Source organism: Glycomyces endophyticus (genome assembly GCF_039531525.1).
Classification (GTDB): domain Bacteria; phylum Actinomycetota; class Actinomycetes; order Mycobacteriales; family Micromonosporaceae; genus Glycomyces; species Glycomyces endophyticus.
The window spans coordinates 42,022-66,912 of the sequence record NZ_BAAAQF010000009.1; the positions used below are offsets into that span (position 1 = coordinate 42,022).

General features: G+C 69.0%; 34 protein-coding genes and 1 pseudogene. 4 read left to right on the forward strand and 31 right to left on the reverse strand.

All coding sequences use genetic code 11. The features are described 5' to 3' along the window. Positions 1-2 precede the first annotated feature (2 nt). Genes ABD419_RS12970 through ABD419_RS12980 form a run of 3 tightly spaced genes read right to left on the reverse strand, consistent with a single transcriptional unit; the run spans position 3 to position 3,336 of the window. Positions 3-926 (reverse strand): carbohydrate ABC transporter permease, encoded by a 924-nt coding sequence (locus ABD419_RS12970; protein ID WP_344487020.1) that lies wholly within the window; start codon positions 924-926, stop codon positions 3-5. A gap of 27 nt (positions 927-953) precedes the next feature. After that, complete coding sequence (gene ngcE / locus ABD419_RS12975) at positions 954-2,351, reverse strand: N-acetylglucosamine/diacetylchitobiose ABC transporter substrate-binding protein (protein ID WP_344487022.1); 1,398 nt, start codon at positions 2,349-2,351, stop codon at positions 954-956. Between the two features lie 52 nt (positions 2,352-2,403). Next, on the reverse strand, positions 2,404-3,336 hold the full coding sequence (locus ABD419_RS12980) for a MurR/RpiR family transcriptional regulator (protein ID WP_344487024.1): 933 nt from the start codon (positions 3,334-3,336) through the stop codon (positions 2,404-2,406). 138 nt (positions 3,337-3,474) lie between these two features. Here ABD419_RS12980 and ABD419_RS12985 point away from each other — a divergent pair, with 138 nt between their 5' ends. Continuing rightward, positions 3,475-4,428, forward strand: a complete 954-nt coding sequence (locus ABD419_RS12985) for an N-acetylglucosamine kinase (RefSeq protein ID WP_344487026.1) — start codon at positions 3,475-3,477, stop codon at positions 4,426-4,428. Between the two features lie 131 nt (positions 4,429-4,559). Here the strand turns inward: ABD419_RS12985 and murQ are convergent, their stop codons facing one another. After that, positions 4,560-5,441, reverse strand: a complete 882-nt coding sequence (gene murQ, locus ABD419_RS12990) for an N-acetylmuramic acid 6-phosphate etherase (protein WP_425556047.1) — start codon at positions 5,439-5,441, stop codon at positions 4,560-4,562. 147 nt (positions 5,442-5,588) lie between these two features. Between murQ and ABD419_RS12995 the strand changes: the two genes are divergently transcribed. Continuing rightward, positions 5,589-6,470 carry a MurR/RpiR family transcriptional regulator gene (locus ABD419_RS12995; protein ID WP_344487030.1) on the forward strand — a complete coding sequence of 294 codons (882 nt, stop codon included), beginning with the start codon at positions 5,589-5,591 and terminating at the stop codon, positions 6,468-6,470. Positions 6,471-6,519: 49 nt separating this feature from the next. On the opposite strand, the gene ABD419_RS13000 is transcribed toward ABD419_RS12995, so the two are convergent. The 26 genes and pseudogenes from ABD419_RS13000 to ABD419_RS13125 form a co-directional block, all read right to left on the reverse strand. Further along, on the reverse strand, positions 6,520-7,188 hold the full coding sequence (locus ABD419_RS13000; protein ID WP_344487032.1) for a peptidoglycan recognition protein family protein: 669 nt from the start codon (positions 7,186-7,188) through the stop codon (positions 6,520-6,522). Positions 7,189-7,238: 50 nt separating this feature from the next. Beyond that, positions 7,239-7,886 (reverse strand): annotated as a pseudogene (locus tag ABD419_RS13005) (GH25 family lysozyme); the annotation flags it as partial. Between the two features lie 262 nt (positions 7,887-8,148). Next, complete coding sequence (locus ABD419_RS13010; protein ID WP_344487034.1) at positions 8,149-9,945, reverse strand: glycoside hydrolase family 3 protein; 1,797 nt, start codon at positions 9,943-9,945, stop codon at positions 8,149-8,151. 131 nt (positions 9,946-10,076) lie between these two features. Next, positions 10,077-10,472, reverse strand: a complete 396-nt coding sequence (gene rplR, locus ABD419_RS13015) for a 50S ribosomal protein L18 (protein ID WP_344487036.1) — start codon at positions 10,470-10,472, stop codon at positions 10,077-10,079. Next, positions 10,472-11,011: a 50S ribosomal protein L6 gene (gene rplF / locus ABD419_RS13020; RefSeq protein ID WP_344487038.1), complete on the reverse strand. Its 540-nt coding sequence runs from the start codon at positions 11,009-11,011 to the stop codon at positions 10,472-10,474. The genes rplR and rplF overlap by 1 nt, the downstream gene beginning before the upstream one ends. A 16-nt stretch (positions 11,012-11,027) precedes the next feature. Next, the gene (gene rpsH / locus ABD419_RS13025; RefSeq protein WP_112137307.1) at positions 11,028-11,435 is read right to left on the reverse strand and encodes a 30S ribosomal protein S8; all 408 of its coding nucleotides are present in this window, start codon (positions 11,433-11,435) and stop codon (positions 11,028-11,030) included. An 84-nt stretch (positions 11,436-11,519) separates the two neighbouring features. Then, positions 11,520-11,705, reverse strand: a complete 186-nt coding sequence (locus tag ABD419_RS13030; protein WP_026929009.1) for a type Z 30S ribosomal protein S14 — start codon at positions 11,703-11,705, stop codon at positions 11,520-11,522. Then, positions 11,705-12,274, reverse strand: a complete 570-nt coding sequence (gene rplE / locus ABD419_RS13035) for a 50S ribosomal protein L5 (RefSeq protein WP_344487044.1) — start codon at positions 12,272-12,274, stop codon at positions 11,705-11,707. Before rplE ends, ABD419_RS13030 begins: the two co-directional genes overlap by 1 nt. Then, entirely contained in the window at positions 12,274-12,588 is a 315-nt protein-coding gene (gene rplX / locus ABD419_RS13040; RefSeq protein ID WP_091053648.1) for a 50S ribosomal protein L24, read from the reverse strand. Before rplX ends, rplE begins: the two co-directional genes overlap by 1 nt. A 3-nt stretch (positions 12,589-12,591) precedes the next feature. After that, positions 12,592-12,957, reverse strand: a complete 366-nt coding sequence (rplN, locus tag ABD419_RS13045; RefSeq protein WP_091039823.1) for a 50S ribosomal protein L14 — start codon at positions 12,955-12,957, stop codon at positions 12,592-12,594. Between the two features lie 12 nt (positions 12,958-12,969). Then, the gene (gene rpsQ / locus ABD419_RS13050) at positions 12,970-13,239 is read right to left on the reverse strand and encodes a 30S ribosomal protein S17 (RefSeq protein ID WP_344487046.1); all 270 of its coding nucleotides are present in this window, start codon (positions 13,237-13,239) and stop codon (positions 12,970-12,972) included. Continuing rightward, complete coding sequence (rpmC, locus tag ABD419_RS13055; RefSeq protein ID WP_112137315.1) at positions 13,236-13,469, reverse strand: 50S ribosomal protein L29; 234 nt, start codon at positions 13,467-13,469, stop codon at positions 13,236-13,238. The genes rpsQ and rpmC overlap by 4 nt, the downstream gene beginning before the upstream one ends. 2 nt (positions 13,470-13,471) lie before the next feature. Then, complete coding sequence (gene rplP, locus ABD419_RS13060) at positions 13,472-13,897, reverse strand: 50S ribosomal protein L16 (RefSeq protein WP_344487048.1); 426 nt, start codon at positions 13,895-13,897, stop codon at positions 13,472-13,474. 5 nt (positions 13,898-13,902) lie between these two features. Continuing rightward, a complete protein-coding gene (rpsC, locus tag ABD419_RS13065) occupies positions 13,903-14,709 on the reverse strand; it encodes a 30S ribosomal protein S3 (RefSeq protein ID WP_344487050.1) in 807 nt (268 codons plus the stop codon). After that, positions 14,709-15,173, reverse strand: coding sequence for a 50S ribosomal protein L22 (gene rplV, locus ABD419_RS13070; protein WP_344487052.1), 465 nt, complete (start codon positions 15,171-15,173; stop codon positions 14,709-14,711). The genes rpsC and rplV overlap by 1 nt, the downstream gene beginning before the upstream one ends. A gap of 36 nt (positions 15,174-15,209) precedes the next feature. Then, positions 15,210-15,491: a 30S ribosomal protein S19 gene (gene rpsS, locus ABD419_RS13075; RefSeq protein WP_091053653.1), complete on the reverse strand. Its 282-nt coding sequence runs from the start codon at positions 15,489-15,491 to the stop codon at positions 15,210-15,212. A 3-nt stretch (positions 15,492-15,494) separates the two neighbouring features. Further along, positions 15,495-16,337 (reverse strand): 50S ribosomal protein L2, encoded by an 843-nt coding sequence (gene rplB, locus ABD419_RS13080; RefSeq protein WP_344487055.1) that lies wholly within the window; start codon positions 16,335-16,337, stop codon positions 15,495-15,497. 22 nt (positions 16,338-16,359) lie between these two features. Beyond that, positions 16,360-16,677, reverse strand: a complete 318-nt coding sequence (gene rplW, locus ABD419_RS13085) for a 50S ribosomal protein L23 (protein WP_344487057.1) — start codon at positions 16,675-16,677, stop codon at positions 16,360-16,362. Continuing rightward, positions 16,674-17,324, reverse strand: coding sequence for a 50S ribosomal protein L4 (gene rplD / locus ABD419_RS13090; RefSeq protein ID WP_344487059.1), 651 nt, complete (start codon positions 17,322-17,324; stop codon positions 16,674-16,676). The genes rplW and rplD overlap by 4 nt, the downstream gene beginning before the upstream one ends. Positions 17,325-17,326: 2 nt before the next feature. Continuing rightward, the gene (rplC, locus tag ABD419_RS13095; RefSeq protein WP_344487061.1) at positions 17,327-17,974 is read right to left on the reverse strand and encodes a 50S ribosomal protein L3; all 648 of its coding nucleotides are present in this window, start codon (positions 17,972-17,974) and stop codon (positions 17,327-17,329) included. 7 nt (positions 17,975-17,981) lie between these two features. Further along, positions 17,982-18,290, reverse strand: coding sequence for a 30S ribosomal protein S10 (gene rpsJ, locus ABD419_RS13100; protein WP_026922761.1), 309 nt, complete (start codon positions 18,288-18,290; stop codon positions 17,982-17,984). 425 nt (positions 18,291-18,715) lie between these two features. Further along, positions 18,716-19,909 (reverse strand): elongation factor Tu, encoded by a 1,194-nt coding sequence (tuf, locus tag ABD419_RS13105; protein WP_344487063.1) that lies wholly within the window; start codon positions 19,907-19,909, stop codon positions 18,716-18,718. A gap of 126 nt (positions 19,910-20,035) precedes the next feature. Then, a complete protein-coding gene (fusA, locus tag ABD419_RS13110; RefSeq protein WP_425556048.1) occupies positions 20,036-22,090 on the reverse strand; it encodes an elongation factor G in 2,055 nt (684 codons plus the stop codon). A gap of 72 nt (positions 22,091-22,162) precedes the next feature. Next, a complete protein-coding gene (gene rpsG / locus ABD419_RS13115; RefSeq protein WP_030155149.1) occupies positions 22,163-22,633 on the reverse strand; it encodes a 30S ribosomal protein S7 in 471 nt (156 codons plus the stop codon). Between the two features lie 2 nt (positions 22,634-22,635). Continuing rightward, on the reverse strand, positions 22,636-23,007 hold the full coding sequence (rpsL, locus tag ABD419_RS13120) for a 30S ribosomal protein S12 (protein ID WP_091053661.1): 372 nt from the start codon (positions 23,005-23,007) through the stop codon (positions 22,636-22,638). A gap of 615 nt (positions 23,008-23,622) precedes the next feature. After that, positions 23,623-23,967: a hypothetical protein gene (locus ABD419_RS13125; protein WP_344487064.1), complete on the reverse strand. Its 345-nt coding sequence runs from the start codon at positions 23,965-23,967 to the stop codon at positions 23,623-23,625. 117 nt (positions 23,968-24,084) lie between these two features. Here ABD419_RS13125 and ABD419_RS13130 point away from each other — a divergent pair, with 117 nt between their 5' ends. Next, positions 24,085-24,315, forward strand: coding sequence for a ribbon-helix-helix domain-containing protein (locus ABD419_RS13130; RefSeq protein ID WP_344487066.1), 231 nt, complete (start codon positions 24,085-24,087; stop codon positions 24,313-24,315). Beyond that, positions 24,302-24,649, forward strand: a complete 348-nt coding sequence (locus ABD419_RS13135) for a type II toxin-antitoxin system PemK/MazF family toxin (RefSeq protein WP_344487068.1) — start codon at positions 24,302-24,304, stop codon at positions 24,647-24,649. The genes ABD419_RS13130 and ABD419_RS13135 overlap by 14 nt, the downstream gene beginning before the upstream one ends. Here the strand turns inward: ABD419_RS13135 and ABD419_RS13140 are convergent. Next, on the reverse strand, positions 24,639-24,794 hold the full coding sequence (locus tag ABD419_RS13140) for a FitA-like ribbon-helix-helix domain-containing protein (RefSeq protein ID WP_344487070.1): 156 nt from the start codon (positions 24,792-24,794) through the stop codon (positions 24,639-24,641). The two genes, ABD419_RS13135 and ABD419_RS13140, sit on opposite strands and share 11 nt — an antisense overlap. Positions 24,795-24,891: the final 97 nt, after the last annotated feature.

Genomic DNA, 24,891 nt, shown 5'->3' on the forward strand with positions numbered 1-24,891 from the left:
CCTCAGTACTCGATCTGCTCGCGGCGGCCGAACCGCAGCGACACCACGGCCAGGGAGAGCGCGGCGAAGAACAGGACCACGCCGATCGCGGAGGCGAACGCCTGCTCGCCGTGCTTGAACGCGTACTTCCAGATGACGCCCCCGACGACCTCGCTCGCGGTGTCGGGGCCGCCCTGCTCGGGCGTCATCATGTACACCAGCACGAACACGTCCAGGGCCACGATCGACAGGTAGATCCACGCGGTCTGGACCGAGTCCCACAGCAGCGGCAGCGTGATCTTGAAGAACATCTGGAACCGCCCGGCCCCGTCGATGATCGCCGCCTCGTAGATGTCGCGCGGGATCGACGCCATCGCCGAGGAGAAGAACACCAGGTAGAACCCGACCGCGCTCCACACCAGGACGCCGATGACGGCCGCGAGCACGAACCGCTTGTCGGCGAGGAACCCGTTGACCGGGGCCGGGAGCCCGACCGCCGTCAGCGACCCGGTGATGAGCCCGCCGAAGCCCTCCGGCGCGTACACCTGCTTCCACAGGATGCCGACGATCGCGACCGACAGCACCTGCGGGAAGAAGTAGACGACCTTGTGGAACCGGGAGCCGGCGACGCCCTCGATGCGGCCCTGGCGGCTGCGGCCCCCGAGGTTGAGCATGAACGCGAAGAACAGGCCCAGCGCGATCGTCACCACCGGGAGCACCACGAGGATGATCCCGGTGTGCCGCAGGGCCGGCAGCACGAACCGCTCGTCCTTGAACAGGTTCACGTAGTTGTCGAACCCGATGTAATCGAAGCTGTTGCTCGACCCCGACCAGTCGGTCAGGGAGATCTGGAAGGCCTGGGCGAACGGCAGGATCACCAGCCAGGCGTAGAGCCCCACCGGCAGCGCCAGGAAACTCAGGATGAACGGGTACCTGCCGTGCTTCACGACCCAGGCCCTCCTCTCGTACCGGGCCTAGCCCTCGTGGCGGAACTTCTCGATGGTGTCGTCGGCGGCGGTCTCGTCGGCCACCGTCTGCATCCGGTCGATGAACTCCGCCGCCGTGGACTCGCCCGACAGGAGCGAGCCGAGCGCGGGCCGCACCTCCTCGTTCATCTTCGTGTACCAGAAGCGGAACCGCGGCTGGAAGAGGTCCTCGGGGTTGGCCACGAGCGCGTCGGTCGCCTGCGCCGCGGGGTTGTCGAGCTCGACGCCCTTGACGACCGTCGCCGCCTGCACGGTGTCGCCGAAGATCTGCGCGCCCTCCTTGGAGAGCATGATCCGCAGGTACTCGTACGCGCCGGAGAGGTTGGTCGCGTTCTTGGGCACCACGAACGGCTCCTCGCCGCCGGCGCTGATGAGGCCCGGCTGCGCCGACCCCTCGAACGGCGGCACGCCCATCGGCATGTACTCGAAGTCCGCCGGGGCGATCGACGCCTGCTCGTTCGGCAGCCACGAGCCGCACGGGATGAACGCGGCCTTGCGCTCGTTGAACGCCGTCTGCGACTGGATGTGGTCGATGCCGGGCGTGCCCTCGAGGATGTAGCCCTCGGTGTAGAGCGCGGCCAGCGCCTCGGCGGCCTTCACGACCGACTCGTGGCGCCACGCGTCGGGCTCCAGGTGGTCGATGTTCTTGACGACGTCGACGCCGCCGTGCTTGCCCGCCAGGATGAGCAGCAGGTCGTAGAGGTACACCGGGTGCTGCCCGGCGTACGTCCACGGCGCGACCCCGGCCGCGACGATCGTCGGGCAGAGCGCGAGCATCTCCTCCCACGTCGTCGGCGGGGTCCAGCCCTGGTCGCGGAACAGCTTGGCGTCGTACCAGACCGTCCACGCCGAGAACACGTAGTTCAGGGCGTACACCTCGCCGTTGAACGTGCCCATGTCGAGCACGCCGTCGCGCAGGGTCTCGCGGACGGTGACCTCGGGGTCGTCGTACGACGGGGCGTCGAGCAGCGGGGTGAGCTCGGCGAGCTCGCCGTCGCTGACGAGCGAGTCCATCGGGATCTGCTGCGCGCCCGAGTTGTCGAGCACGTCGGCGGGCTTGCCCTCGGCGAAGCGCGGCTGCTGGGTCTCGGCGATCGCCTGCGTGGCGAGGTGCGTGATCGCAGCGTCCGGGAACGCCCGGTTGTAGATCTCCTGGTGGGCGACCGCGTACTCGTTGCCGAAGCCGCCGTCGAAGATGACGACGTCCAGGGGCGCGGCGCCGTCGACGTCGAACGGGTTCTCGGCGTCGTCGCCGACGGTCACCTCCTCGGCGTCGTCGTCGCTGCCGCTGGTGGCGCACGCCGCCAGGGACGAGGCCGCGAGTCCGGCGGCGGTGGCCCCGAAGAGGTTGCGGCGGTTGAAGGCGGGTTGGTTCGATTTCCTCATGGGTTTTCGCTCCTGAGTCGGGGGTAGAGGTTGAGAACGATCGGTCGGGCGGTCAGCCGGCGCCGTTCCGGGGCCGCGGCGTCGGGCGGTGGCCGACCACCGCCCGCGCGCGGGACTCGAGGGCCTCGGAGGCCTCGGGGAACCGGCGCTGCGCGACGGCGATGTGGATGAGGTCGGCGACCAGCAGCGCCGAGTGGCGCGACGCGAGCAGGTCGGCGCGGTGGGTGGTGCGGCGCGCGGCCGAGGCGAGGCAGACGTCCGCGACCTCGGCGAGCGCGGCCTCGGGGCAGGCGGTGACGGCGACGGTGAGGGCGCCGCGGGTGCCGGCCTCGCTGAGCATCTCGATGGTCTCGGCGGTGGTGCCGGAGTGCGAGATCGCCAGGGCCACATCGTTCTCGCCGAGCAGCGCGGCACTGGCGAGGGCGTCGTGGACCTCGGTCCAGACCCAGGCGGCGACGCCGGTGCGGTAGAAGCCCATCTGGAGTTCGCGGGCGACGGTGGCGCTGGAGCCGACGCCGTAGACGTCGACGCGGCGGGCCGCGGAGACGCGGGCGGCGACGCGCTCGACGGCGGCGAGGTCGAGGGTGTCGACGGTGTCGCGGAGCATCGCGGCGTCGATCGTGATGAGCTGCTTGAGGACTCGGTCGAGCGGGTCGTCCGGGCCGATCTCGCGGCCGATGTTGACGTCCCAGCCGGTCTCGTGCCTGGCCGAGGCCCTGCCGGTCTCGGTGGCGATGGCGACCCGGAGGGCCGCGTACCCGTCGTATCCGAGGTGACGGCAGAATCGTGTGATGGTTCCTGGGGAGGTGCCCGAGAGCTCGGCGAGATCCATGATCGTCGCCCGGGCCGCGGCTTCGGGGTCGGCCAGGACTTGGCCGGCCACTTTGGACATGGCTTCGGAGAGATCGCTCGCGCCCGTGCGGATTCGTTCGAGCACGCCGGTCTCGACGGGGGCGCTGGGCGCATCTGTCCGGGTTCGGTCCATGGGCGACCCTTTCGGGAGGTGGAATCAAGAAAAACTATTACCTATGCCACACTCGTGTCAAGTTCATGAGAATTATTTTTACTGGTTTGCACCTAGAGCGGATACTGCTGGTAGCGCGAGAAGCGAGGACCCTCAAACATGCATGCAAGACTCGCCGTCGGCCTTGACGCCGGCGGAACCAGCAGCCGCGCCGTCCTCATCGACGAGAGCGGAGCGGTGCTCGGCACCGGCGCGTCCGGTCCGGCCAACCCGGTGGGCGGCGACCGGGAGATCGCGCTGTCCAACATGGCCCTGGCGTTCCAGCGCGCGCTGGGCGGCATCGACCCGGCCGAGGTCGGCTCGGTGTGCGTCGGCACCGCGGGCGCGCTGTCGCTGACCGAGGAGGTGCGCGAGCTCTCCACGGACCTCAAGCGGCGCTTCGCGACCGGTTGCAAGGTGGAGGTCGTCTCGGACGCGGTCATCGCGTTCGCCGCGGGCTCCTCGGCCTCCGACGGGACCGTGGTGGTCTCCGGCACCGGCGCGGTGGCGTTCGCGATCCGCGACCGCACCCCCGCGCTGCGCTCCGACGGCTACGGCTGGCTGTTCGGCGACGCCGGCTCCGGGTTCTGGCTCGGCCGCGAGGCGGTCCGGGCCGCCCTGCGGCACATCGACGGCAACGGCCCCGGCGGCCGCCTCGTGGAGGCCATCATCGCGGCCATCGCGCCCGACAAGCGGCGCTCCGGCGCCCTCGTCGCCAAGTGCATGGCCGATCCCCCGGTCCGCCTGTCGCGCTTCGCGGCCCTGGTCTGCGAGGCCGCCGACGGCGGCGACGCCGTGGCCGAGTCGATCGTCGCGCGGGCCGTCGGCCACCTGGCCGAGTCGGTGTCCTACGTCGTCGACCGCGAACTGCCGATCGTCATGGCCGGCAGCCTCCTGACCCGCCCCACCCCCATCGCCGCGCTCCTCCAGGAGCGCTTCCGGCTGGTCTACCCCAAGGCCGGCATCAGCAAGGCCACCGACCCCGCGATCGGCGCGGCCTGGATGGCCGCCAGCGTCTTCGTCACCGACCCCGCCGAACGCGTCCGCCTCCACCGGCAGCTCGCCTGGCGCTGACACGCGCGAGCCCGCCGGCGCGACCGGCCCCGCAACGCATCCCCCTCGGCACGCATCGAACGCCGCCCCCGCGCGACCGGCCCCATCAAGCACGGCAGCGCGGGGGCGGCGCCGTTCCCCTCAGCGCGCCCTCATGCGGCCAGCGCCCCCGAGAGCCGGCCCTCCGCCAGCACCAGCCGCGCCTCCGCGTCGGCCGCGCTGACGCCGAGTTCGAGCATCACCACGGCGGTCTTCACCCGGTCGCCCGAGGCGGCCAGCGCGGCCTCGGCCTCCTCGGGGCCGGCGCCGGTGATCTCGCGGATCATCCGCACCGCGCGGGCGGCGAGCTTCTGGTTCGCGACCTTCATGTCCACCATGTAGTTCCGGTAGACCTTCCCGAGGCGGACCATGCTGATGGTGGAGATCATGTTGAGCACGAACTTCTGCGCCGTGCCCGACTTCAGCCGCGTCGACCCGGCCACCACCTCGGGCCCGACCTCGACCTCGATGCGGTGCTCGGCCGCGTCCGACAGGACCGTGCCGGTGTTGCACGACAGCCCCACGGTCAGCGCGCCGCGGCGCCGCGCCTCGCGCACGGCCGCGACGACGAACGGGGTGCGCCCGCTCGCGGCCAGGCCCACCACGGCGTCGGCGGGGCCGATCCCGTCGGCCGCGATGGCGGCCTCCCCCGCGGCCTCGTCGTCCTCGGTGCCCTCGACCGCGCCGCCCTCGGCGGCCTTGCCCCCGGCGATGAGCGCCTTGATCAGCTCGGGGTCGGTCGAGAACGTCGGCGGGCACTCGGCGGCGTCCATGACCGCCATCCGCCCGGCCGTCCCGGCCCCCACGTACCGCAGCCGCCCGCCCTTCGCGAGCCGGTCGGCCACGGCGTCGATCGCGGCGGCCACGTCGGGGAGCACCGCCGCGACGGCGGCGGACACGCTCGCGTCGGCCTCGTTCATGGTCCTCGCCAGGTCGAGGGTCGACAGGCCCTCGATCCCCGCGTAGCGCGGGTCGGCCCGCTCGGTCGCCAGCATTGCCAACAGGGTGCGCGCCTCGAGGCGCTCGGTCGGTTCACTCACAGTTGCGAGCGTAGCGCAATGAAGTAAAATTTCACCCATATAGTCCGGCCTGAAGAATCGCGCCGACCCGTGGCGGTCCGGCCGCGGGTGTACCGTGACGTCATGCCAGCAAGCCGCACCGACACGCCCAACCTCCTGGTGCTCATCAAGTCGGTCCTGCCTTCCCTCTCGAAGGCCGAGACCAAGGTCGCCCAAGAGATCATCCGCGAGCCCGAGGCCGCCTCGACGCGGACCATCACCGAACTCGCCCGCGCCGCGGGCACCTCCGAGGCCACCGTCGTGCGCTTCTGCCGCTCCCTGGGCCTCGCCGGCCACCGCGAGCTGCGCATGCGCGCCGCCCAGGCCGTCATCGGCACCGGCGACGGGCCCGACCGCGAGATCGCCGGCGGCGACATCCCCACCGGCGCCGACATGTCGCGCATCATCGCCACGGTCTCCTACGCCGACATGGGCGCCATCACCGACACCGCGAACGCCCTCGACACGGGCGCGTGCGAGGCGGCGGTCGCCGCGCTCGCCGCGGCCGGGCGCATCGACGTGTTCGGCGTCGAGGCCTCGGGCATCGTCGCCGCGGACCTGGTGAAGAAGCTGCACCGCATCGGGTCCGTCGCGTTCTCCTGGCCCGACGTCCACTCCGCGCTCGTCGCCAGCGCCCTCGCCGGGCCCAAGGACGTCGCGGTCGCGATCTCCCACTCCGGGGCGACCACCGAGACCGTCGAGTTCCTGGAGGCCGCCCGCGACCGGGAGGCCGTCACCGTCGCGATCACCAATCACGCCCGGTCGCCGCTGGCCCAGGCCGCGGACCTGGTCCTGACGACCGCCGCGCGGGAGACGACGTTCCGGTCCGGCGCCACGGTCAGCCGCATCGCGCAGCTCATGGTCGTCGACTGCCTGTTCGTGGGCGTCGCGGCCAAGCAGCGCAAGCGCACCGCGAAGGCCCTGGCCGCCACGGCGGCCGCGGTCTCGCACCGGCAGCGGACGTGACGGCCGCGCGCGGCGGTCACCGTCGCCGCGCGCGACCAGCTCGGGCGCCCTACTTGTAGCGTGCCACCTCGACGTCGTCGCGCAGCTGCGGGAGCCGGTCGTGGAAGATCCCGGGGCACAGGGTCGAGTTGAAGTCCATGTGCCCGTAGATCTCGCTCGAGGGGATGCCGTACTGCTCGCACGCGTACGCGCACACGGCGACCAGCGACTCCCATTGCGCGGCGGGGGGAACGGCCCCGTCGTGGTAGGAGCCCTCGTTGGAGATGCCGAGCGCGGTGGTGTTCTGCCCCGAGGTGTGGATGCCCTGGATGAAGCGCTGCCCGCCGAGCAGGGCCGCGAGGCTGCCGGTGGTGCCCTCGGTGATCCAGCCGCCGCGGCTGACGATGAAGTTGTAGCCGGTGTCGCGCCAGCCGTTGCCGTCCATGTGCAGGTCCTGCACCCATTTGGCGTGGGCGTGGGCCCGGGCGCGCGAGAAGTCCGAGGTGTTCGCCGAGACCGTGTGGTGCACGATGAGCTTGGCCGGGCTGCGGTTGATGACCGGGTTGGTGCCGCCCGGGGGCCGTGCGCCCCACTCGGCGGTCGAGTCGACGTCGGGTTCGACTGCGCTGCTTTCGAACTCGTCCGCCTGGGCGGGCGCGGCGCCGAATGCGGCGGCCGCGGCTGCGATCATGGCGCCGGTCCCGAACAGGACCCGGCGCCGGATGCGGTGGTCGTCCATTGCGTGCCTCCAGAGTCGCGGGGGCCGGGCGGCCCGGCCCCCGCGGCGCGCTAGGTGTTGTTCGCCAGTGCGAGGAGTCGCGAGGTCGAACCGTTGAAGTAGTTCCGGTCGACGTTCCCGGAGATGCCCGAGACCGATCCGGTGGACGTGTACTGCCAGAACGTCCAGGTGGTGCTGCTCCACCCGGCGGGGAGCGACGGGGAGGAGACGCCCCAGTGCGCGATCCACAGCGGGCTCTTGGAGGCCATGCCGGTCCACGACCCGGTGCAGGTGTTCCACCAGGAGGCGGTCGTGTAGATGACGACGTCGCGCCCGGTCCTGGCCTTGTACCGGTTGTAGAAGTCGGTGATCCAGGTGCGCATCGAGGTGGTGCTCAGCCCGTAGCAGGCCGCGCCCGAGGGCGGGGCCTCCAGGTCGAGGGCGCCCGGGAGGGTGAGGTTGTCGGCCGACCACGCGCCGCCGTTGCTGGCGAAGTAGTCCGCCTGGGCGGTGCCGCTGGAGGAGTTGGGCCGCGCGAAGTGGTACGCGCCGCGGATGACGCCCGCGGCGTGGGCGGCGGGGTAGTTGGTGTTGAACCGGGGGTCCTTGTAGGTGGTGCCCTCGGTGGCCTTGATGTAGGCGAACTGGATGCCGCTGCTCTTGACGGAGTTCCAGTTGATGGCGCCCTGGTAGTGCGAGACGTCGATGCCGGCGAGGCCCTGGGCCTGCGCGGGGCTCGCGATGGCGAGGCCGCCGGCGGTGAGGACCGCGGAGAGGAGGACCACGACCGCCGCGCGGAGGCCGTGGTGCCTTCGGACGGTGCGGAGGGTTGCGAAGAGGTTCACAGGTTGCTCCCTGCTTGTCAGGAGATCAGCCATTTGGGGGTGATGCCTGGTTTGGCACCTGGCCCCAGTATGGAGACAATCTCCACAAACAGTCAAGCCTGTGAAAATAACTTTCCGTTTCGGAGGGGTGAACGTGCTACGGGTAGCCGAGGCCGTGGCCGAACGGGTACAGGACCTCGCCCGACGCGCCGGGGACGTCGACGGGGAGCGCGCCGGACGGCGCGACGGCGCCGGCGATGACCTTCGCCAGGGCCGCGAGCGAGGGCGCGGTGTACGAGTACGCGGCGAGGCTCGCGTTGACCTCGCCGAGGTGCGCGGCGTCGTAGGGCGTCCCGACCGCGGCGGCGACCACCGGGGCCGGGCCCGCGAGCAGTGCGGCGACGAGGTCGGCCTGCGGGGAGCCCGCGCGCACGTCCCTGGTGGCGACCACGACGAGGTCGCGGCCCGCGGCGGCGGCCGTCGCGGCCGCGATCGCGTCGGCGCCGGGCTCGTCCCCGGTCACCAGTGCTTCGGCGTCGAACCCGTTGGCGCCCAAGGCGGCGGCGAGCCGCTGGGTCGTGTTCTCGCCCCAGCCGGTCACGAGCACCGAGCCGCCGGCGCGCGGGAGCGTGCCGTCGTTGGCGAGGAGCGTGACGGACCGGTCGGCGATGTCCTCGGCGGCCGCCAGGTGCTCGTCGGAGCCGACCGCGCCGGCGGCGCCCTCGTCGGTCTCCGGATCGTCCACAATGCCGCGCGAATGCTTCAGTCCGAGTATGCGGCGCACCGATTCGTCGATGCGATCCTCGGTCAGCTCGCCCGAGGCGACGGCGTTCAGGACGGCCTCGTGGGCGAGCGGGAGGTCCGGCGGCATCAGCAGCAGGTCGGCCCCGGCGAGGAGCGCGAGCACCGGCACGCGGTCGTCTCCGTACTCGGTGCGCACCCCCTGCATGTCGAGCGCGTCGGTGACCACCACGCCGGTGAACCCGAGCCGCTCCCGCAGCAGTCCGGTGAGGATCGGGTGCGACAGCGTCGCGGGCGCGAGCGAGTCGTCCAGGGCGGGGAACTGCAGGTGGGCCGACATGACCATGTCCGCGCCGGCCGCGATCGCGGCCGTGAACGGCGGGGCGTCGATCCGCTCCCACTCCTCGGCGGTGTGCGTGATGACCGGCAGGCCCACGTGGCTGTCGGTCCCGGTGTCGCCGTGGCCCGGGAAGTGCTTGGCGGACACCGCCACGCCCCCGGCCCGGTACCCGCGGACCTGCGCGGCGGCGAAGTCGGCCACCAGCTCCGGGTCGGAGCCGAAGGACCGGACTCCGATGACCGGGTTCGCGGGGTCCACATTGACATCGGCGTCGGGCGCGAAATTGTGGTTCAGGCCCATCGCGCGCAATTCCGCGCCGGCGATCGCCGCGGCCCGCTCGGCCGCGTCGAGGTCGCGGGTCGCCCCCAGCGGCATCGCGCCGGGGAACTGCGTGGCCGGCTCGCCGATGCGCACCACCGAGCCGTACTCCTGGTCGGTCGCGATGAGCAGCGGCACCGCCGAGGCGGCCTGGAGGCCGTTCGAGAGCGCCGCGACCTGCTCGGGGCTGGTGAGGCCGTTGGCCCAGTCGAAGTAGATGACGCCGCCGGGCCGGTAGGCGGCCACGAACGCGGCCCCGTCGTCGGCGCCGAGGCGCTCCCGGTTCGAGGCGACCGCGTCGGGGTCGCCGGTGTCGGCGGTCTCGCCGTGGACGTAGACCATGAACAGCTGGCCGACCTTGTCCTCCAGGGACATGGACGCGAGCAGGTCCTCCACGGGGTCGGTCGAGGGCTCCGCCACCGGCCGGTCCTCCTCCGGTTCGTCCTCGCGGTCCGCCGTGGCCTCGGCGATCACCACGCCGCCCCCGACGACCGCGACGGCCGCCGTGACACTGGAGAGCAGTACCGCCTTGCGGGAGAGCTTCGCCGAACGCACCCGCCCATACTCGCCCAGGGCCCCGGAGGCGCCGCACCCGCCCCCTCCGGAATCAGTCCAAATCACCCTCAAGAAGACGAAAGCCGGGCCGGAGCAGATGCTCCGGCCCGGCTTCAAGCCGTCCTAGCGGACTAGAACTTCAGACCGGCCTCGCGGGCGGCGTCGGCCAGGGCCGCGACGCGGCCGTGGTACTTGACGCCGCCGCGGTCGAAGACCACGGCCTCGACGCCGAGGGCCTTCGCCCGCTCGGCGACCAGCTTGCCGACTTCCTTGGCCTTGGCGGTCTTGTCGCCCTCGAAGGCGCGCAGACCGGGCTCCACCGTCGACGCGGCGGCCAGCGTGTGGCCCTGCACGTCGTCGATGATCTGAGCCACGATGTGCTTCGAGGAGCGGAAGACCGCGAGGCGCGGCTGACCGGCCGTGCCGTTGATCTTCTTGCGACCGCGGAAGTGCCGGCGGTTCTTGCCGATCCGGCGGCGCTCCGACACGGTCCCGGACGGGCGGCGGTTCTCGAGTTTGCTCGCCATTACTTGCCTGCCTTTCCGGCCTTGCGGCGGATGCGCTCGTCGACGTACTTGACGCCCTTGCCCTTGTAGGGCTCCGGCGGACGCAGTCGGCGGATGTTCGCGGCGACCTGGCCGACCAGCTGCTTGTCGATGCCCTCGACGTGCAGCAGGGTCGGCTTCTCGACGGTGAACGAGATGCCTTCCGGAGCGTCGACCTGGATGGTGTGGGAGAAGCCGAGGCTCATCTCCACGCCCTTGCCCTTGGCCTGCGCCCGGTAACCGGTGCCGTTGATCTCGAGGGACTTCTTGTAGCCCTCCGAGACGCCGACGACCATGTTGTTGACGAGGCTCCGCGACAGGCCGTGCAGGGCCCGCGACTTGCGCTCGTCGTTGGGGCGGGTCAGCTCGAACGACCCGTCCTCGCTCTTCTCGATGCCGATCGGCTCGGGCAGCTCACAGCTGAGCTGGCCCTTGGGGCCCTTCACGGTCACCGTCGCGCCATCGACCTTGAGGTCGACGCCGGAGGGCACCAGAATCGGCTGCTTCCCAATGCGGGACATGCTTAATACCCTCCTGCTACCAGACGTAGGCGATGACTTCGCCGCCCACGCCGCGCTTGCGAGCCTGGCGGTCGGTCAGCAGGCCCTGGGAGGTGGACACGATGGCCACACCCAGGCCGCCGAGGACGCGCGGCAGCTCAGTGGACTTGGCGTAGACCCGCAGGCCCGGCTTGGAGACGCGGCGGAGGCCCGCAAGGGACCGCTCGCGGCGCTCGCCGAACTTGAGGTCGATGACCAGGGTCTTGCCGACCTTGCCCTCTTCGGGCTCCTCGGCGCGCCAGTCGGCGATGTAGCCCTCCTGCTTGAGGACCTCCGCGATGGAGGCCTTCATCTTGGAGTGCGGCATCGCGAGCTGGTCGTGGTACGCCTGGTTGGCGTTCCGCAGACGGGTCAGCATGTCTGCGATCGGGTCGGTCATTGTCATTAGCGTTGTATACCTTTCTCACCCCGGTTCCCCGCCTTATGGAACGCGGCGGGGCCTGTGGCGATCGGAGCTATGGGCCTGGAGTTACCAGGAAGCCTTGTGGACGCCCGGGAGTTCACCCGCGTGGGCCATGTCGCGCACGCAGACGCGGCACAGGCCGAACTTGCGGTAGACGGCCTTCGGCCGGCCGCACTTCTGGCAGCGGCTGTAGGCGCGCACGGCGAACTTCGGCTTCCGCTTGGCCTTCGCGATGAGGGCTTTCTTCGCCATTAGTCGTTCTCCTTGAACGGGAAGCCGAGCAGCTTCAGGAACGCCCGGCCTTCGTCGTCGGTCTTCGCCGTGGTCACCAGCGTGATGTCCATACCGCGAACCCGGTCGATCTTGTCCTGGTCGATCTCGGGGAACACGGACTGCTCGGTGAGACCGAAGGTGTAGTTCCCGTTGCCGTCGAACTGCTGGTCCGAAAGCCCGCGGAAGTCGCGGATGCGCGGCAGCGCGATCGCGAGCAGGCGGTCGAGGAACTCCCACATGCGGTCGCCGCGGAGGGTGACCTTCGCGCCGATCGCCTGGCCCTCGCGCAGCTTGAACTGCGCGATCGACTTCTTGGCCAGACGCACGAGCGGCTTCTGGCCGGTGATCGTGGCCAGGTCGGCCAGGGCACCGTTGATGAGCTTCGAGTCGCGCGCGGCCTCGCCGACACCCATGTTCACCACGATCTTGGTCAGACCGGGGATCTGGTGGAGGTTCGCGTACTTGAACTGCTCCTGGAGCGCGGGCCTGATGTCGGACCGGTAGGTCTCCTTCAGGCGCGGCTGGATCTTCTCTGCAACGTCAGTCATCACAGGTCCTTACCCGTCCGCTTCGAAACGCGGACCTTGCGGCCGTCGTCGCCGAACCGGTAGCCGACGCGGGTCGGCTGGTTGTCGGCGTCGAGCACCTGCACGTTCGACACGTGGATCGCCGACTCCTGGGTGACGATGCCACCGGTCTTCGATCCGCGGGCCGTCTGGCCGGCCTTGGTGTGCTTGGTGATGCGGTTGACGCCCTCGACGAGCACGCGCTCGCGGTCGGGGTACGACTCCAGCACCAGGCCTTCGGCTCCCTTGTCCTTGCCCGCGATGACGCGGACTCGGTCGCCCTTCTTGATCTTCATCTCTTACAGCACCTCCGGTGCGAGGGAGATGATCTTCATGAACTGCTTGTCGCGCAGTTCGCGGGCGACCGGCCCGAAGATACGGGTCCCTCGCGGTTCGCCGTCCTTGACGAGGACGGCGGCGTTCTCGTCGAACTTGATGTACGTGCCGTCGGGACGGCGCGTCTCCTTGACCGTGCGAACGATGACGGCCTTGACGACGTCGCCCTTCTTCACCCCGGCACCCGGGGTGGCGTCCTTCACGGAGGCCACGATCGTGTCGCCGATACCGGCGTAGCGTCGGCCGGAGCCGCCGAGCACCCGGATGCACAGGATCTCCCGCGCACCGGTGTTGTCGGCGACCTTGAGCCGCGACTCTTGCTGAATCACGTCCCGGTCCCCCTACTTCGCCTTCTCGAGGATCTCGACGATGCGGAACCGCTTGGTCTTCGACAGGGGACGGGTCTCCATGATGGAGACGCGGTCGCCGATGCCGGCCTCGTTGTTCTCGTCGTGAGCCTTGTACTTCTTGTTGGACTTGATGACCTTGCCGTAGAGGGCGTGCTTCTTGCGGTCCTCCACCTCGACCACGGCGGTCTTGTCCATCTTGTCGCCGACGACCAGGCCCTCAAGGACCTTGCGCCGACCGCGAGTCTGAGTCTCCTCGCTCACTTCTCAACCTCCTCCGGCGCGGCGCTGAGGCCCAGCCGGCGCTCGTTCATGACGGTGTAGATCCGCGCGATCTCCTTGCGGACCAGACCGAGCTCGTGGTTGTTCTCCAGCTGGCCGGTGGCGTTCCGGACGCGCAGGTTGAACAGCTCTTCCTTCTTCTCCACGAGCTTCGCCTGGAGTTCCTTGGCGCTGAGCTCGCGCAGCTCACCGGTGTCGATACCAGTAGCCATCACTACTCACCTGCCCCTTCGCGAGAGACGATGCGGCACTTCATGGGGAGCTTGTGGATCGCCCGCTGGAGCGCCTCGTGGGCGATCTCCTCGGTCGGGTACGACAGCTCGAACATGACGCGGCCGGGCTTGACGTTCGCCACCCAGTACTCGGGCGAGCCCTTACCGGAACCCTGACGGGTCTCGGCCGGCTTCTTCGTGATGGCGCGGTCCGGGAAGATCGTGATCCAGACCTTGCCGCCACGCTTGATGTGGCGGGTCATGGCGATACGAGCGGACTCGATCTGGCGGTTGGTCACGTAGCTGTGCTCCAGCGCCTGGATGCCGTACTCGCCGAAGGAGACCTTCGTGCCGCGAGTGGCCTTGCCCTTGCGCTTCGGAGCGTGAGGCTTCCGGTAACCGCGCGGCGGTTTCCGTGGCATGAGCATGTCGCTTAGCCCTCCTGCTTCTCAGTGGCGGGCGCGGCGGCGGCCTCGGCAGGCTGCGCGGCGGCGCCGCGGCCACCACGGCCGCGTCCCCCGCGAGCGGCGCCACCGGCACCGCCGCGGCCACCGCGGCCACCGCGGTCGGGACCGGAGTCGCGACGGCGCTGGACCTGCTCGGCCTGCTCCTTGAGCGTGGCCTCACCCTTGTAGATCCACACCTTCACGCCGATGCGGCCGAAGGTGGTGGCGGCCTCGAACAGGCCGTAGTCGATGTTCGCGCGCAGCGTGTGCAGCGGGACCTGGCCCTCGCGGTACTGCTCCGAACGGCTCATCTCGGCGCCGCCGAGACGGCCCGAGCACTGCACCTTGATGCCCTTCACGGTCGGGTTGCGCATGGCCGACTGGATGGCCTTGCGCATCGCGCGACGGAAGTTGACACGGCTGGACAGCTGCTCCGCGACGCCCTGGGCGACGAGCTGGGCATCGACGTCGGGGTTCTTGACCTCGATGATGTTCAGCTGGACCTGCTTGCCGGTCAGCTTCTCCAGGTTGCCGCGCAGACGATCGGCCTCGGCGCCCTTGCGGCCGATGACGATGCCCGGGCGGGCGGTGTGGATGTCGACGCGGACCCGCTCGCGGGTGCGCTCGATGTCGACCTTGCTGATGCCGGCGCGCTCGAGACCCTTGGTCATGAGCTTGCGGATCTTGACGTCCTCGCCGACGTACTCGGCGTACTCCTTGTCGGCGTACCAACGCGACGTCCAGTCGGCGCTGATACCGAGGCGGTACCCGTGCGGGTGGATTTTCTGACCCATTAGGCGGTCTCCTCCTTCTCAGCGTTCTCGGTGGACTTCGCGTCGGCCTCGACCGGCTTCGGCGCGGCCTTCGGACGGCGGACCGACGGAGCGGCGCCACCCTTGGCCTGGACGGACTCGACCACCACGGTGATGTGGCTGGTGCGCTTGTTGATCCGGTACGCGCGACCGTGGGCGCGCGGACGGTACCGGCGCATGGTCGGGCCCTCGTCGACCTTGATCTCCGACACCAGAAGCGATTCCGGGTCGAGACCGAGGTTGTTCTCGGCGTTCGCCTGAGCCGACGCGATGACCTTGTAGACGACCTCGGCCGCGCTGAACGGCGCGAACTCGAGGGTCGTCAGGGCCTCGTCCACAGGCAGGCCACGCACGAGGTCGACGACGCGGCGCGCCTTGCGAGGTGCTACGCGGACGTACCGCGCCACCGCGCGCGCCTTCGGAGCCTCCTGCTCCACTGTTGCCATCGTTCTAATCCTTCGTTCGTTTCTCAAACCCGTGGCCTAGCGGCGACGGCTCTTCCGGTCGTCCTTCTCGTGCCCGCGGAACGTGCGGGTCGGGGCGAACTCGCCGAGCTTGTGCCCGACCATGTTCTCCGTGACGTAGACCGGAACGTGCTTGCGACCGTCGTGGACGCCGAAGGTCAGCCCGATGAAGTCGGGAGTGATCGTCGAGCGGCGCGACCAGGTCTTGATGACGTTCTTGCTCTTGGTCTCGACGGCGACGTCCACCTTCTTCTGCAGGTGGTCGTCGACGAACGGGCCCTTCTTGAGGCTGCGAGCCATGGCTTACTTACCCCGCTTCCGGTTGGCGTGGCGACGGCGCACGATGAGCCGGTCGGTCGGGTGCTTCTTCTTCCGGGTGCGGCCCTCGGGCTTGCCCTGCGGGTTCACCGGGTGGCGACCACCGGACGTGCGGCCCTCGCCACCACCGTGCGGGTGGTCGACCGGGTTCATGACGACACCGCGGACGGTCGGGCGCCAGCCCTTCCAGCGCATGCGGCCGGCCTTGCCCCAGTTGATGTTGCCCTGCTCGGCGTTGCCGACCTCGCCGATGGAGGCGCGGCAGGTGACCTGGACCAGGCGGATCTCGCCGGACGGCATGCGCAGGTGCGCGTACTTGCCTTCACGGGCGAGGAGCTGGATCGAGGTGCCGGCCGAGCGGCCCAGGGCGGCGCCGCCGCCGGGCTTGAGCTCCACCGCGTGGACCGTCGTACCGACCGGGATGTGGCGCAGCTCCAGCGAGTTCCCGGGCTTGATGTCCGCCTCGGGGCCGTTCTCGATGGTGTCACCCTGCTTGATCCCCTTGGGGGCCAGGATGTAGCGCTTCTCGCCGTCCGCGTAGTGCAGCAGCGCGATGTTCGCGGTGCGGTTCGGGTCGTACTCGATGTGCGCGACCTTCGCCGGCACGCCGTCCTTGTCGTGGCGACGGAAGTCGATCACGCGGTACCGGCGCTTGTGGCCGCCGCCGCGGTGACGCGTCGAGATCTTGCCCGAGTTGTTGCGGCCGCCGGTCTTGGAGATCGGGCGGAGCAGCGACTTCTCGGGGGTCGAACGGGTGATCTCGGCGAAATCGGAGACGCTGGAGCCACGACGCCCGGGCGTCGTCGGCTTGTACTTGCGAATAGCCATATCGGTTAACTCCCTGCGTCTCTTAGGCGATCTGTCCGCCGAAGATCTCACCGAGACGACCGGGGTCGCCCTCGACGGTGACGATCGCGTGCTTGACGCTCTTGCGCTGGCCCCAACCGGTGCGGGTGCGCTTGCGCTTGCCCGAGCGGTTCAGGGTGTTGACGCTCTTGACGTCCACCTCGAAGATCTGCTTGATGGCGATCTTGATGTGGCTCTTGTTGGCGCGCGGGTCGACCTCGAAGGTGTACTTGCCCTCGCCGAGGAGGGTGTAGGTCTTCTCCGAGATGACCGGCTTGATGATGATGTCGCGCGGGTCGGCGACGGTCACTTCGCTGCTCACGCCGCGACCTCCTCGTCGGTCCGGTCGGCGATGAACGCCTCGATGGCGGACTCGCTGAACACGATGTCCTCGTTGTTGAGCACGTCGTAGGTGTTGACCTGACCCCAGTCGAGGAGGTGCACCTCGGGGAGGTTGCGCAGGCTCTGGGCCGCGGTCTCCTCGTCGCGGGACAGGACCACGAGGACCTTCTTCGCGCCGGTGATCGCCTCGAGGGCGGCCTTGGCGGCCTTGGTCTTCGGGGCCTCGTCCGCGATGAACGAGTCGATGACGTGCACGTTCTCGCCGCGCACCCGGTCGGTGAGGGCGCCCGCAAGCGCGGCCGCCTTCATCTTCTTGGGCGTGCGCTCGGCGTACGACCGCGGCTGCGGGCCGTGGACGACGCCGCCGCCGTTGAACTGCGGCGCGCGGATCGAACCCTGGCGGGCGCGGCCGGTGCCCTTCTGGCGGTACGGCTTCTTGCCGCCGCCGCGGACTTCGCCGCGGGTCTTGGTCTTGGCCGTGCCCGAGCGGGCGGCGGCCAGCTGCGCCGTGACGACCTGGTGCATGAGCGGGATGTTCGGCTCGACGTCGAAGATCGACGCCGGGAGCGCGATGGTCTTCCCGGTCGCCTCACCAGAGGCGTTCTTGACGGTGATTTCGAGGCTCATGGTTATGCCACCTGCTTCACTGCGGAGCGGACGAGCACCAGGCCGTTCTTGGGTCCGGGGATGGCGCCCACGATGAGCAGGAGCCCGCGCTCGGCGTCGACCGCCTGGACGCGCAGGTTCTGCGTGGTGTGGCGCGAGCCGCCGTGGCGGCCGGCCATGCGCATGCCCTTGAAGACGCGACCGGGGGTCGCGCAGCCGCCGATGGAACCGGGGGCGCGGTGCACCTTGTGCGCGCCGTGGCTGGCGGGGAGACCGCCGAAGCCGTGGCGCTTCATGACACCCGCGAAGCCCTTGCCCTTGGTGGTGCCGGTGACGTCCACGATCTGGCCGGCCTCGAAGGCCGTGGCCTCGATGGTCTGGCCCAGCTCGTAGTCGCCGGCGTCCGAGGTGCGCAGTTCGACGAGGTGGCGACGCGGAGCGACGCCGGCCTTCTCGAAGTGGCCCTGGAGCGGCTTGGTGACGTTCTTGAGTTTGATGTCGCCGAAGCCCAGCTGGACGGCCGAGTAGCCGTCGACGTCGGGCTTGCGGACCTGGGTGACCACGTTCGGGCCGGCCTGCACCACAGTGACGGGAACGGCGCGGCCGTTCTCGTCCCAAACCTGGGTCATGCCGAGCTTGGTGCCCAGGATTCCCTTGATCTGCCTGTCCATTGGTCCCCTACAGCTTGATCTCGATGTCGACGCCGGCCGGGAGGTCAAGGCGCATCAACGAGTCGACCGTCTTCGGGGTCGGGTCGAGAATGTCGATGAGGCGCTTGTGCGTGCGCATCTCGAAGTGCTCGCGCGAGTCCTTGTACTTGTGCGGCGACCGGATGACGCAGAAACGGTTGATCTCGGTCGGCAGCGGCACCGGCCCGGAGATGGCAGCACCGGTACGGGTGACCGTCTCCACGATCTTGCGGGCCGAGGAGTCCACGACCTCGTGGTCGTAGGCCTTCAGCCTGATGCGGATCTTCTGTCCCGCCATGTGTCCTAACCTAACGTAAATTGGCTGTTCAGACCGCTCCACGCGGTCGGGCGTGTCGCGAGTTTGAGACTGGCTCGGGCACGCGAGTGCCCTCTGCTGGTCTTTCTGGCTCGCCCGCCTGCCCGTCGTGAACGGTCCCTCTCAGCACAGCAACAGCGCCTACTAGGGCCCGCGGGCCGGGCGTGAGCACCGCGCACGTCGAAAGCGCGCTGGTGCGAACGCAACCTGAATATTATGCCTGGTCTCCCGGATGCCCAGCAAGCTGGGGTCGGGGAACAGTGGGACAGGTTACGCGGATGCGGGTTCTCACCGCGTCCGGGACGCCGCCGAGCGGCGGTTCCCGGACGCGAATGAACCGGGGCGGCACCTCTTGGCGTAGCTTGCAAGCCATAAATTTGCAGAGGGGGCCGCCCCGGCGTGCGGTCTTACTTGACGACCTTGGTGACGCGGCCGGAACCGACCGTGCGGCCACCCTCGCGGATCGCGAAGAGCAGGCCCTCGTCCATGGCGATGGGCTGGATGAGCTCCACCTTCATGTCGGTGTTGTCACCCGGCATGACCATCTCGGTGCCCTCGGGGAGGGTCACGACGCCGGTCACGTCGGTGGTGCGGAAGTAGAACTGCGGGCGGTAGTTGTTGAAGAACGGGGTGTGGCGTCCGCCCTCGTCCTTCGACAGGATGTACACCGCGGCCTCGAAGTCGGTGTGCGGGGTGGTCGTGCCAGGCTTGACGGCGACCATGCCGCGCTCGACCTCTTCGCGCTTGGTGCCGCGGAGCAGGAGGCCCACGTTCTCACCGGCGCGCGCGTCGTCGAGGGTCTTGCGGAACATCTCGATGGCGGTGACCTTGGTCTTGATCGCGCCCTCGCGGATGCCGACGATCTCGACCTCCTCGTTGGGGAGGAGCACGCCGCGCTCGACACGACCGGTGATGACGGTGCCGCGACCGGTGATGGTGAAGACGTCCTCGATCGGCATGAGGAACGGCAGCTCGGTGGCGCGCTCCGGCTCCGGGATGGAGTCGTCGACGGCCTGCATGAGCTCGGCCACCGCGTCGACCCACTTCTGCTCGCCCTCGAGGGCGCCCAGGGCCGAGACCTGAACCACCGGCGCGTCGTCGCCCGGGAAGTTCTGGTCGGACAGCAGCTCGCGGACCTCCATCTCGACGAGCTCGAGGATCTCCTCGTCGTCGACCATGTCGGCCTTGTTGAGCGCCACGACGACGTAAGGAACGCCGACCTGGCGGGCGAGCAGGACGTGCTCGCGGGTCTGCGGCATGGGGCCGTCGGCCGCGGACACGACCAGGATCGCGCCGTCCATCTGGGCCGCGCCGGTGATCATGTTCTTGATGTAGTCGGCGTGACCGGGGCAGTCGACGTGCGCGTAGTGACGCGCCTCGGTCTGGTACTCGACGTGCGAGATCGAGATCGTGATACCGCGCTGGCGCTCCTCGGGAGCGTTGTCGATCTCGTCGAACGGCGTGTACGGGTTGAGGTCCGGGAACTTGTCGTGCAGGACCTTGGTGATCGCGGCCGTGAGCGTGGTCTTGCCGTGGTCGACGTGACCGAGCGTGCCGATGTTCACGTGCGGCTTGGTCCGCTCGAACTTTTCCTTAGCCACTTCGTCCTCCTGTGGACTGGGTAAATCTGGTTTGACTTATCTGACCTATTGCGTCGCGTTGGAACTCAGCACCTCTGCTGGCAACAGGTGGTCAGCGGTCCCGCCCAGGCTCGGGCGGGGAGCCGCTTACTCGCCTGTCGCCTTGGCGATGATCTCCTTGGCGACGTTCGTCGGGACTTCGGCGTAGGTGTCGAACTGCATCGAGTAGTTCGCGCGCCCGGCCGTCTTCGACCGCAGGTCGCCGACGTATCCGAACATCTCCGACAGCGGCACGATGGCCTTGACCGTGCGGTCGTTGCCCCGCTCGCCCATCTCCTGGACCATGCCGCGACGGGAGTTGATGTCGCCGATGACATCGCCCATGTTGTCCTCAGGGCAGATGACCTCGACGGCCATCATCGGCTCGAGCAGCACCGGACGAGCCCGCTTCGCGGCCTCCTTCAGCGCCATCCGACCCGCGATCTTGAAGGCCATCTCCGAGGAGTCGACCTCGTGGTACTGACCGTCGATCAGTTCCATCTTCACGCCCACGAGCGGGAAGCCCGCCAGGACGCCGTCCGGCATCGCGGACTCCGCGCCGGCCTTGACCGACGGGATGTACTCGCGCGGGATGCGCCCGCCGGTGATCTTGTCGTCGAAGGCGAAGACCTGGTCCTCGTTCGACTTCATCTCGAGCGGCTCGAGGTTGATGAGCACCCGCGCGAACTGACCGGAACCGCCGGTCTGCTTCTTGTGCAGGTACTCGACCTTCTCGATGCGCTGCGTGATGGTCTCGCGGTAGGCCACCTGCGGCTTGCCGATGTTGGCCTCGACGTTGAACTCCCGCTTCATGCGGTCGACCAGGATGTCGAGGTGCAGCTCGCCCATGCCGGAGATGATCGTCTGACCGGAGTCCTCGTCGGTCTTGACCCGGAAGGTCGGGTCCTCTTCGGCGAGGCGCTGGATGGCGGTGGCCAGCTTGTCCTGGTCGGCCTTCGACTTGGGCTCGATGGCCACGTCGATCACCGGCTCGGGGAAGACCATCGACTCCAGGATGACCTGGTCGTTCGAGTCCGACAGCGTGTCACCGGTGGTGGTGGCCTTGAGGCCCTGCACCGCGATGATGTCGCCGGCCTGCGCGTCCGAGCGCTCTTCGCGCTTGTTCGCGTGCATCTGGTAGATCTTGCCGACGCGCTCCTTGCGGCCCTTGGTCGAGTTGATGACCTGGGTGCCGGTGGTGACCGAGCCGGAGTAGATCCGGACGTAGGTCAGGCGGCCGAGGTGCTTGTCGGTCTGGATCTTGAAGGCCAGGCCGGCGAAGGGCTCCTCGACGTCCGCGTGACGCTCGGCGGGGGTCTCGTTGTCGGTGAGGGTCCCCTGGATCGCCGGGATGTCGAGCGGGCTCGGCAGGTAGTCGACGACCGCGTCGAGCAGGGGCTGGACGCCCTTGTTCTTGAACGCGGTGCCGCAGAGCACCGGGTTGATCTGGTTGGCGATCGTGGCCTTGCGGATCGCGGCCTTCACGTCGACGGCCGAGATCTCCTCGCCCTCGAGGAACCGCTCGGCGAACTCGTCGTCGACGTCCGAGAGGGTCTCCATGAGCTTCTCGCGGTACTCCGCGGCCTGGTCGGCCAGGTCCGCGGGGATCTCCTCGACGGTGTACTCCTCGCCGAGACCGGTCTCGCCGCGCCACACCTTGGCGTGCATCTCGACCAGGTCGACGACGCCGATGAAGTCGGCCTCGTTCCCGATCGGGAGCTGGATCACCGCGGTGTTGGAGTTGAGGCGGTCCTGCATCATCTCGACGCAGCGGAAGAAGTTCGCACCGGTGCGGTCGAGCTTGTTGACGAAGCACATCCGCGGGACGTTGTACTTGTTCGCCTGGCGCCACACGTTCTCGGTCTGCGGCTCCACGCCCGCGACGCCGTCGTAGACGGCGATGGCGGAGTCGAGCACGCGGAGCGAGCGCTCCACCTCGACGGTGAAGTCGACGTGGCCGGGCGTGTCGATGATCTGGATGACGTGGTCGTCCCACTCGCACTTGGTAGCGGCGGAGGTGATGGTGATACCACGCTCCTGCTCCTGCTCCATCCAGTCCATCGTCGCGGCGCCGTCGTGGACCTCACCGATCTTGTGCGACACGCCCGTGTAGTACAGGATGCGCTCAGTGGTGGTGGTCTTACCGGCGTCGATGTGGGCCATGATGCCGATGTTGCGGAGCTTGGCGAGCGCCGCGTTAGCTTTGTTAGCCACGATCTCTCAGTCTCTCTGCGACTACCAGCGGTAGTGCGCGAATGCCTTGTTGGAATCGGCCATCTTGTGCGTGTCCTCGCGCTTCTTCACCGCGGCGCCGAGGCCGTTGGAAGCGTCGAGGATCTCGTTCGTCAGGCGCTCGACCATGCTCTTCTCGCGGCGGTCGCGGGAGTACCCCACGAGCCAGCGGAGACCGAGGGTGGTGGCGCGCTGCGGGCGCACGTCGACCGGGACCTGGTAGGTGGCACCACCGACGCGGCGGGAGCGGACCTCGAGCGTCGGCTTGACGTTGTCGAGGGCGCGCTTGAGGATCACCACGGGGTCCGAGTCCGCCTTCTTACGGCAGTTCTCGAGGGCCTCGTAGACGATCCGCTCGGCGAGGCGGCGCTTGCCGTCCTTCAGGACCTTGTTGATCAGCTGGGTGACGAGCACCGAGTTGTAGACCGGGTCGGCGGTAAGCGGCCGGCGCGGCGCGGGACCTTTACGCGGCATGCCTACTTCTCCTTCTTCGCGCCGTAGCGGCTGCGGGCCTGCTTGCGGTCGCGGACGCCCTGGGTGTCGAGCGCGCCGCGGATGATCTTGTAGCGCACACCGGGGAGGTCGCGGACACGACCGCCGCGGACCAGCACGATGGAGTGCTCCTGGAGGTTGTGCCCCACGCCGGGGATGTACGCGGTGACCTCGGTGCCGTTCATGAGACGGACGCGGGCGACCTTGCGCATGGCCGAGTTCGGCTTCTTGGGCGTGGTGGTGTACACGCGCGTGCACACGCCGCGGGCCTGCGGCGAGCCCTTCAGCGCGGGCGTCTTGTTCTTGCTGGTCTTGGCCTGGCGGCCTTTGCGGACCAGCTGCTGGATAGTCGGCACTAGGCAGACCCCTCTCAACAGTCGACGGTTGCGTATTCCTGTGTTGACGCCATCTGTCCCCCACGCTGCGAACAGGGCCGTGAAGGCCCAGCTCAGGTGCCGTGGGTTCCCGTCCCCCGCGTTCGGGCGTGTCGCGTCTCTCCGGACCCATACCCGCCGCCCGGCAGACCGAAGTCGGCCGCATTGCGAGTTCAGACGCGTTCGTGAAGCGATCTCCTCGGAGACCGGCCATCAGACCGTGTTCACGAAGCCCCCAGTGCGAGGGATGCGTGCCGATGGCGCCGGCCTGCGGGACCGAGATCCCGCTGCCTTGCAGGCACGCAACCTGGCCTGGCTCTCACGGGGACCGAGCTGCCGGAGTTGACAGGGCCACCATGCCGCTCAAAGCGGTGTCCAGGCGCAAGGGAGAAGCCTACCTAGCCTAACGAACAAGGTCAAAGCCGATTTCGCCCTGAGCGGCATCCGTGTTCAGTGTCACGGAGGCCGGGACGAGGGGCGGTGTCCCGTTCGAGTCGGTGCGGTAAGCACACCGCAGCCATCTTATCTCGCGGGACGCGCGCGCCCCGCGCGGGGAGGCCGGTAGGAGTGCTTGTTCACCAGGGCTTCCCCGGGATGTCAGGCGACGTCGCCGCCGTAGGGCGCCTGGCCCGACGCCCGCGCCATCGCGAGTACCCACAGCAGCAGCGCCGCAACCACGACGGCGCCGGCGACCCCGATCGCGGTCCAGGCGGTGCGCCTGATCCCGGGCAGCCGCGAGGCGCCGAGCAGGAACCCCTCCGAGGCCCGGATGTCGGCCTCGGCCTGGCGGGCGAGCATGAGCGCGATCACCGCCGGGACCGCCCCGCCGACGAAGACGGACAGCGCCGCCCCGACCCCCGCCAGCATCCTGGCCGCCACCACTTTCGTGGACTCGACGGGCTCCGGATCGTCCGGATGCCTGACCCCCTGCTGCACCTGCATCACCCGGACATCCTAGGCCGCGAAGGCCCACATGACGTGACTCACCCTCGACACGCCCACGGATGTCCTCCTCTTGAGTTGTACCTCAAGGTAGGAACTACGGGTATGATGACAAGTATGAAGGTAAGCCTGAGCATTCCCGACGAGGACATCCGGTTCCTCGACAACTTCGCGCGCGACCACGGGATCGCCTCCCGCTCCGCCGCGATGCAGCACAGCATCGCACTGCTGCGTGAAGCGGAGCTCGGCAACCAGTACGAGGCCGCCTGGGACGAGTGGTATGCCAGCGAGGACTCGGAGCTGTGGGACTCCGTCACGGGTGACGGGATGACCGATGAGGAGAGGTGACATCTACCTGGTCGACTTCGAGCCCGCCCGCGGATCTGAAGTCGACAAGGCTCGCCCCGCAGTGCTCGTCACCAACGACGGCGCCAACAGTCGCGCGGAGCGGATCGGCCGCGGTGTCCTGGCAGTCGTACCGATGACCACCAACGTCAAGCGGATCTACCCGTTCCAGGTAGTCGTGCCCGCAGCGTCGACTGGTCTCGATCACGACTCGAAAGCGCAGGCCGAGCAAGTCAAGTCGGTCGATCTCGAACGGTTCTACAATCGCATCGGTTCGGTCAGCGCGGAGTACATGGCCCAGATAGACGACGCGCTCCGCGTCCACCTCAACCTGTGACGGCGACTCCCCCGTAGCCGCCGTCGGCCGCTTCTTCGAGCAGGGACAGCAGGTATTCCTGCAACGTCTGCCCGCGGGCGGCAGCACCTGCGACAAGCAGGTCGTACACGTCCTCCGGGACATCGCGAATCTCGATCGTCGCCATGCTCATGTTCTACATGTCCACCGCGATCGTTCCGCTTGAGAAACGCCGGTGGGGCCGGCGGCGCTTTCGCGCCGCCGGCCCCACCGGGTCTTGCATG

What these genes read in the sequence shown, in the direction of transcription:
- murQ (WP_425556047.1), bottom strand. Translation starts at nt 5,441, where the DNA reads ATGCTGGCGACCGAGCGGGCCGACCCGCGCTACGCGGGGATCGAGGGC.
- rpsC (WP_344487050.1), bottom strand. Translation starts at nt 14,709, where the DNA reads ATGGGTCAGAAAATCCACCCGCACGGGTACCGCCTCGGTATCAGCGCC.
- rplF (WP_344487038.1), bottom strand. Translation starts at nt 11,011, where the DNA reads ATGTCCCGCATTGGGAAGCAGCCGATTCTGGTGCCCTCCGGCGTCGAC.
- ABD419_RS13030 (WP_026929009.1), bottom strand. Translation starts at nt 11,705, where the DNA reads ATGGCGAAGAAAGCCCTCATCGCGAAGGCCAAGCGGAAGCCGAAGTTC.
- rplB (WP_344487055.1), bottom strand. Translation starts at nt 16,337, where the DNA reads ATGGCTATTCGCAAGTACAAGCCGACGACGCCCGGGCGTCGTGGCTCC.
- ABD419_RS13000 (WP_344487032.1), bottom strand. Translation starts at nt 7,188, where the DNA reads ATGGACGACCACCGCATCCGGCGCCGGGTCCTGTTCGGGACCGGCGCC.
- rpsH (WP_112137307.1), bottom strand. Translation starts at nt 11,435, where the DNA reads ATGACAATGACCGACCCGATCGCAGACATGCTGACCCGTCTGCGGAAC.
- rplP (WP_344487048.1), bottom strand. Translation starts at nt 13,897, where the DNA reads ATGCTCATGCCACGGAAACCGCCGCGCGGTTACCGGAAGCCTCACGCT.
- rplV (WP_344487052.1), bottom strand. Translation starts at nt 15,173, where the DNA reads ATGGCAACAGTGGAGCAGGAGGCTCCGAAGGCGCGCGCGGTGGCGCGG.
- rplR (WP_344487036.1), bottom strand. Translation starts at nt 10,472, where the DNA reads ATGGCGAGCAAACTCGAGAACCGCCGCCCGTCCGGGACCGTGTCGGAG.
- ABD419_RS13125 (WP_344487064.1), bottom strand. Translation starts at nt 23,967, where the DNA reads ATGCAGGTGCAGCAGGGGGTCAGGCATCCGGACGATCCGGAGCCCGTC.
- ABD419_RS12995 (WP_344487030.1), top strand. Translation starts at nt 5,589, where the DNA reads ATGCCAGCAAGCCGCACCGACACGCCCAACCTCCTGGTGCTCATCAAG.
- rplC (WP_344487061.1), bottom strand. Translation starts at nt 17,974, where the DNA reads ATGGACAGGCAGATCAAGGGAATCCTGGGCACCAAGCTCGGCATGACC.
- ABD419_RS12980 (WP_344487024.1), bottom strand. Translation starts at nt 3,336, where the DNA reads ATGGACCGAACCCGGACAGATGCGCCCAGCGCCCCCGTCGAGACCGGC.
- rpsG (WP_030155149.1), bottom strand. Translation starts at nt 22,633, where the DNA reads ATGCCGCGTAAAGGTCCCGCGCCGCGCCGGCCGCTTACCGCCGACCCG.
- ABD419_RS13140 (WP_344487070.1), bottom strand. Translation starts at nt 24,794, where the DNA reads ATGGCGACGATCGAGATTCGCGATGTCCCGGAGGACGTGTACGACCTG.
- rpsJ (WP_026922761.1), bottom strand. Translation starts at nt 18,290, where the DNA reads ATGGCGGGACAGAAGATCCGCATCAGGCTGAAGGCCTACGACCACGAG.
- ABD419_RS13130 (WP_344487066.1), top strand. Translation starts at nt 24,085, where the DNA reads ATGAAGGTAAGCCTGAGCATTCCCGACGAGGACATCCGGTTCCTCGAC.
- ABD419_RS13135 (WP_344487068.1), top strand. Translation starts at nt 24,302, where the DNA reads ATGAGGAGAGGTGACATCTACCTGGTCGACTTCGAGCCCGCCCGCGGA.
- fusA (WP_425556048.1), bottom strand. Translation starts at nt 22,090, where the DNA reads ATGGCCCACATCGACGCCGGTAAGACCACCACCACTGAGCGCATCCTG.
- rplX (WP_091053648.1), bottom strand. Translation starts at nt 12,588, where the DNA reads ATGAAGATCAAGAAGGGCGACCGAGTCCGCGTCATCGCGGGCAAGGAC.
- rpsS (WP_091053653.1), bottom strand. Translation starts at nt 15,491, where the DNA reads ATGGCTCGCAGCCTCAAGAAGGGCCCGTTCGTCGACGACCACCTGCAG.
- rplE (WP_344487044.1), bottom strand. Translation starts at nt 12,274, where the DNA reads ATGACTGACGTTGCAGAGAAGATCCAGCCGCGCCTGAAGGAGACCTAC.
- ngcE (WP_344487022.1), bottom strand. Translation starts at nt 2,351, where the DNA reads ATGAGGAAATCGAACCAACCCGCCTTCAACCGCCGCAACCTCTTCGGG.
- rpmC (WP_112137315.1), bottom strand. Translation starts at nt 13,469, where the DNA reads ATGGCTACTGGTATCGACACCGGTGAGCTGCGCGAGCTCAGCGCCAAG.
- rplD (WP_344487059.1), bottom strand. Translation starts at nt 17,324, where the DNA reads ATGAGCCTCGAAATCACCGTCAAGAACGCCTCTGGTGAGGCGACCGGG.
- ABD419_RS12985 (WP_344487026.1), top strand. Translation starts at nt 3,475, where the DNA reads ATGCATGCAAGACTCGCCGTCGGCCTTGACGCCGGCGGAACCAGCAGC.